The organism is Staphylococcus sp. HMSC62A08 (assembly GCF_001839105.1).
GTDB lineage: Bacteria > Bacillota > Bacilli > Staphylococcales > Staphylococcaceae > Staphylococcus > Staphylococcus caprae.
In genome coordinates this window covers 30,245-35,160 of record NZ_KV840031.1, presented here as the reverse complement: position 1 = coordinate 35,160, position 4,916 = coordinate 30,245, and the positions used below count along the sequence as shown (strand labels likewise).

4 protein-coding genes and 2 pseudogenes are annotated in these 4,916 nt (G+C 34.3%); 2 read left to right on the top strand and 4 right to left on the bottom strand.

Annotated elements, in window-relative coordinates; all coding sequences use genetic code 11:
* Nucleotides 1-201 (bottom strand): MBL fold metallo-hydrolase (locus HMPREF3264_RS03930; RefSeq protein WP_141764445.1); only part of this gene is annotated, 201 nt, incomplete at its 3' end.
* 175 nt (nt 202-376) lie between these two features.
* On the opposite strand from HMPREF3264_RS03930, the gene HMPREF3264_RS03925 reads away from it, so the two are divergent.
* Nucleotides 377-1,432, top strand: a complete 1,056-nt coding sequence (locus tag HMPREF3264_RS03925) for a M24 family metallopeptidase (protein ID WP_070871992.1) — start codon at nt 377-379, stop codon at nt 1,430-1,432.
* Nucleotides 1,433-1,478: 46 nt separating this feature from the next.
* Here HMPREF3264_RS03925 and ald read toward each other — a convergent pair.
* A pseudogene (gene ald, locus HMPREF3264_RS03920) lies at nt 1,479-2,587 on the bottom strand (alanine dehydrogenase).
* A gap of 142 nt (nt 2,588-2,729) precedes the next feature.
* Here ald and HMPREF3264_RS03915 point away from each other — a divergent pair.
* Nucleotides 2,730-3,230 carry a universal stress protein gene (locus tag HMPREF3264_RS03915; RefSeq protein WP_037541509.1) on the top strand — a complete coding sequence of 167 codons (501 nt, stop codon included), beginning with the start codon at nt 2,730-2,732 and terminating at the stop codon, nt 3,228-3,230.
* 242 nt (nt 3,231-3,472) lie between these two features.
* Here HMPREF3264_RS03915 and HMPREF3264_RS03910 read toward each other — a convergent pair whose 3' ends face one another.
* Together HMPREF3264_RS03910 and HMPREF3264_RS12600 are read right to left on the bottom strand one after the other, a co-directional pair.
* Nucleotides 3,473-4,720, bottom strand: coding sequence for an acetate kinase (locus HMPREF3264_RS03910; protein ID WP_002443374.1), 1,248 nt, complete (start codon nt 4,718-4,720; stop codon nt 3,473-3,475).
* Between the two features lie 82 nt (nt 4,721-4,802).
* Nucleotides 4,803-4,916 (bottom strand): annotated as a pseudogene (locus HMPREF3264_RS12600) (class I SAM-dependent methyltransferase); the annotation flags it as partial.

Below are 4,916 nucleotides of genomic sequence, written 5' to 3'. Positions count from 1 at the left end.
TACCGCATGATTTCTGTTGGCTAGCTCTACCACATCACCAAAGTGATCAGCGTGTCCATGCGTTAAAATAATATAATCTACATCTAATGTTTGTTCATCTAAATCACATTTATCATTACCAGAAATAAATGGATCGACGATAACCTTTTTACCGTTTCCCTCGAAATAAATTGTTGATTGACCATGAAATGATAATTTCATTTATATAGCCCTCCTCAAATGTTCTCTGTCATCAGTATACCCTAGCTACCCTTGTTTATAACACTGTTTCTGAAAATGCTTTTACAGAAAGTGATAGTACCTCAATTTTTGAAAAGGTTAACGAATTAGAATAAAATTAAACTAAACTAAACTAATACAATGGAGGATGTTTGATATGACTAAAACAGAAGAAATCAGAAAAGTCTTACAACAACAAAATGCCGATGCAGCTTGGATTACTACCCCACTTAACGTATATTACTTTACCGGATATCGTAGTGAACCACATGAACGTTTATTCGCATTACTCGTCCAAGCAAACGGTGAAGATGTCTTATTTTGTCCGAAAATGGAGGTTGAAGAAGTCAAAGCTTCACCTTTCGACGGGAAAATCATTGGTTATTTAGATACTGAAAACCCATTCGACTTATATCCGAAAACATTTACGACATTACTTATCGAAAGTGAACATTTAACTGTTAAACGTCAACGTGAATTGTCTCAAGCATTCGATGTTCAAGTCTATAGTGACCTTGACCAATCAATTAAAGATTTAAGAAACATTAAATCTCAAGAAGAAATTGAAAAAATTAAAAAAGCTGCGGAGCTCGCAGACAAATGTATAGAAATTGGCGTGTCTTATCTTAAAGAAGGCGTTGAGGAACGCGAAGTCGTTAATCACATTGAAAATGAAATCAAAAAGTACGGCGTAAATGAAATGAGTTTCGACACAATGGTATTATTTGGAGACCATGCAGCTTCTCCTCACGGCACTCCTGGAGACAGAAAGCTTCAAAATAATGAATATGTGCTATTTGATTTAGGCGTAGTTTATGAACATTATTGTAGTGATATGACACGAACAGTAAAATTTGGAAACCCTAGTCAAGAAGCTGAAAATATCTATAACGTTGTATTAAAAGCTGAACAATCTGCAATAGAAGCAATCAAACCTGGAGTGACAATAAAAAATATCGATAAAATCGCTAGAGATATTATTAGCAATGCAGGTTACGGAGAATATTTCCCGCATAGACTTGGTCACGGGTTAGGATTAGAAGAACATGAATATCAAGACGTTTCAAGTGTAAACGAAAATACATTAGAAGCGGGCATGGTGATTACAATTGAACCTGGAATTTATGTACCAAAAATCGAAAAAAAAAATATCGAAGATGACATATTAGTTACTGACAATGGCTACGAGATACTTACACATTATGAAAAATAAAAAGCTCGGCTGATTTTAATAATCAGCCGAGTTTATCTATCTTAAACTATTTATTAAGTGCATCTTCCACTGAAGTATATTCTAAATTAAATGCTTCAGCTACACCTTTATTTGTAACATGACCTTTATACGTATTTAAACCTAAAGAAAGTGCGTGATTAGATTTGAAAGCTTCTCGATATCCTTTGTTAGCTAAGATTTGTGCAAACGGTAAAGTTGCATTATTTAAAGCTAATGTTGAAGTACGCGGAACTGCACCAGGCATATTCGCAACCGCATAATGTACAACGCCATGTTTTGTATACGTTGGATCGTCATGTGTTGTGATTTTATCTGTTGTTTCGAAAATACCACCTTGGTCAATAGCGATATCTACAATCACAGAGCCACTTCTCATTTGCTTAATCATATCTTCAGTAACTAAGCTTGGTGCTTTAGCTCCTGGAATTAATACTGCACCGATAACTAAATCACTTTGTTTAACGTACATTTCTATATTTAGTGGATTGGACATAATCGTATGCACTCTTCCATTAAATAAGTCATCAAGTTCTTGTAAACGTTTAGGATTAACGTCAAGAATCGTAACATCTGCACCTAATCCTAAAGCAATTTTAGCAGCATTCGTACCTGCTTGACCCCCACCAATGATAGTGACTTTTCCTTTAGGGACACCAGGTACACCGCCTAGTAAAATACCCAAACTTTTTGTAAGAATTCAGCGCCAATTTGAGCTGACATTCTACCAGCAACTTCACTCATTGGTGATAAAAGCGGTAATGATTTGTCAGGTAATTGAACCGTTTCATAAGCAATACCAATTACTTTATTATCTACTAAAGCTTGTGTTAATTTCTCTTCATTAGCTAAATGTAAATATGTGAAAAGAATTAACCCTTCTTTAAAGAATTGATATTCTGATTCTAATGGTTCTTTAACTTTGACTACCATATCTACATCCCAAATTTTAGATTGTTCTGATACAATCTCAGCACCAGCTTCTTTGTAGTCAACATCTTCAAAATAAGAACCTAGTCCTGCGTTAGTTTCTACTAAAACTGTATGTCCTTGTTCAACGAGTGCATGTACACCACTTGGTGATAAACTCACTCTATTTTCGTTATTTTTTATCTCCTTAGGAATACCAATTTTCATTCCATCCACCTCCTATTACATCCTAACGCGAAAGCAATGAAAGCGCAATCAGAAAAAATACACAAAATTGTAATTATTAATAATTAAATATTCTGTAAATTGTGTTAAAATAAGAATAAGAAAGATGAAGGGGGCACTAGCGATGATTACTTATAAAAACATTTTAATCGCAGTCGATGGTTCACATGAAGCAGAATGGGCTTTTAATAAAGCTGTAGGAGTTGCTAAACGTAACGATGCTAAGTTGACAATTGTTAATGTCATCGATTCAAGAACTTACTCTTCTTATGAAGTCTATGATGCTCAGTTTACTGAGAAATCTAAACATTTCTCTGAAGAATTACTCAAAGGTTATAAAGAAGTGGCTTCAAACGCAGGTGTTAAAAATGTAGAAACACGCCTAGAATTTGGTTCACCAAAAGCAATTATACCTAAGAAATTAGCTCATGAAGTTGGTGCAGATTTAATTATGAGTGGTACGTCAGGATTAAATGCTGTAGAACGTTTTATTGTAGGTTCAGTTTCTGAAGCAATCGTACGTCATGCGCCATGTGATGTATTAGTCGTACGTACTGAAGAAATTCCTGAAGATTTCCAACCACAAGTTGCTACACCTAAACTACGCGAAAGATATCAAGATTAAGATTAAATATATTTCTTATTTTTATGAGAGTCAGTTAATAACTGGCTCTTATTATTTTTGAAAGACAATCTATTCAAAGCTACTCCATCATAGAAGATAACTATCGAACAATTTCCTCTATTTCAATCCTCTATTCAAAGCCATTTCCATTTATTAAATCATTGATTCACTTCTTAATATTAAAAACCGCATAATCTCCCCTATGAGGAAACGATGCGGTTCATTTTACATGCTACTATATTTTAAGCATCTTGTGCTTCAGTATTTTCATTTACTGTTTCATTTGACTCGTCTTTAAGACCACCATATTTAATCACATCTCGTGAAATCATAACTTCTTCATCTGTTGGCACGACAAGTACTTTAACAGGTGAATGCGGATAGTTAATATAACCTTCCTCGCCATGTAGGCTTTCATTCTTCTTAGGATCCCAATAAACGCCCATAAACTCTAAGCCTTCTAAAACTTTGCCACGAATAATATGAGAGTTTTCTCCAATTCCAGCTGTAAATACAATCACATCTACGCCTTGCATTCTAGCTGCATATGAGCCAATATATTTATGAATTTTAGATGCAAACAAATCTAATGCAACACGTGCACGTTGACGACCATGTTTAGCTTCTTCTGTTAAATCACGTAAATCACTTGATGTACCTGTTAAACCAAGTAATCCTGACTCTTTATTTAAAATATTTAAAACTTCATCAGCGGTTTTGCCAGTCTTTTCCATAATAAAAGGAATTAATGCAGGGTCTAAATCACCTGAACGTGTACCCATCGTCACACCTGCTAGCGGTGTGAATCCCATAGAAGTATCAATGGACTCTCCACCATCAATCGCTGCGATTGAAGCACCGTTACCAATATGACATGAAATAATTCTCAAATCTTCTATTGGTTTACCTAAGATGTCAGCTGCTCTTCTAGATACATATTTATGACTTGTACCATGGAATCCATATTTACGAATACCATAATCTTCATAATAATGATATGGCAAGCTGTATAAATATGCTTGTTCAGGCATTGTTTGGTGGAATGAAGTATCGAATACTGCCACATGTGGAATGTTAGGCAATAATTTTTTAAATGCTCTAATCCCAATAAGATTCGCAGGATTATGTAGCGGTGCTAACTCACTTAATTCTTCAATTTGAGATTCTACTTCATCAGTTACAACGACTGATTTAGGGAATTTCTCCCCTCCATGTACAACTCGGTGACCTGTACCTTCAATCTCATTAATATCTTCAATCATATGATGTTCTTTAAAGCTTTCTAACATAATATTAACTGCTTGTTCATGATCATTTATATCTCTAACATCAGTAAGCTTTTCCCCTTCAACAACAATCGTGAAAATAGAATCGCTTAAACCAATACGTTCAATAACGCCTTTGGTTACTAACTTTTCTTCCGGCATTCTAATTAACTGGAATTTCAAAGATGAACTACCAGCATTTACCGCCAAAATTAATTTTGACATAGGTCATTGTCCTCCATCATTTGTTTAGTTATTTTTTTCACATACACTATTTTATCATTAATACAGTTTGAATACTATATTGTTACAGATTAATTTTTGTATGATTTGTGACCATCCATTGATTTAATTCTCTAATAAATCCTTGGAATTGTTGAGGATTTTTAAAATCAGGTATATTCGCTAAAAATACTTCAAC

Excerpts from the sequence above, each read along its gene's own strand:
- HMPREF3264_RS03910 (WP_002443374.1), bottom strand. The coding sequence starts at position 4,720 with ATGTCAAAATTAATTTTGGCGGTAAATGCTGGTAGTTCATCTTTGAAA.
- HMPREF3264_RS03925 (WP_070871992.1), top strand. The coding sequence starts at position 377 with ATGACTAAAACAGAAGAAATCAGAAAAGTCTTACAACAACAAAATGCC.
- HMPREF3264_RS03915 (WP_037541509.1), top strand. The coding sequence starts at position 2,730 with ATGATTACTTATAAAAACATTTTAATCGCAGTCGATGGTTCACATGAA.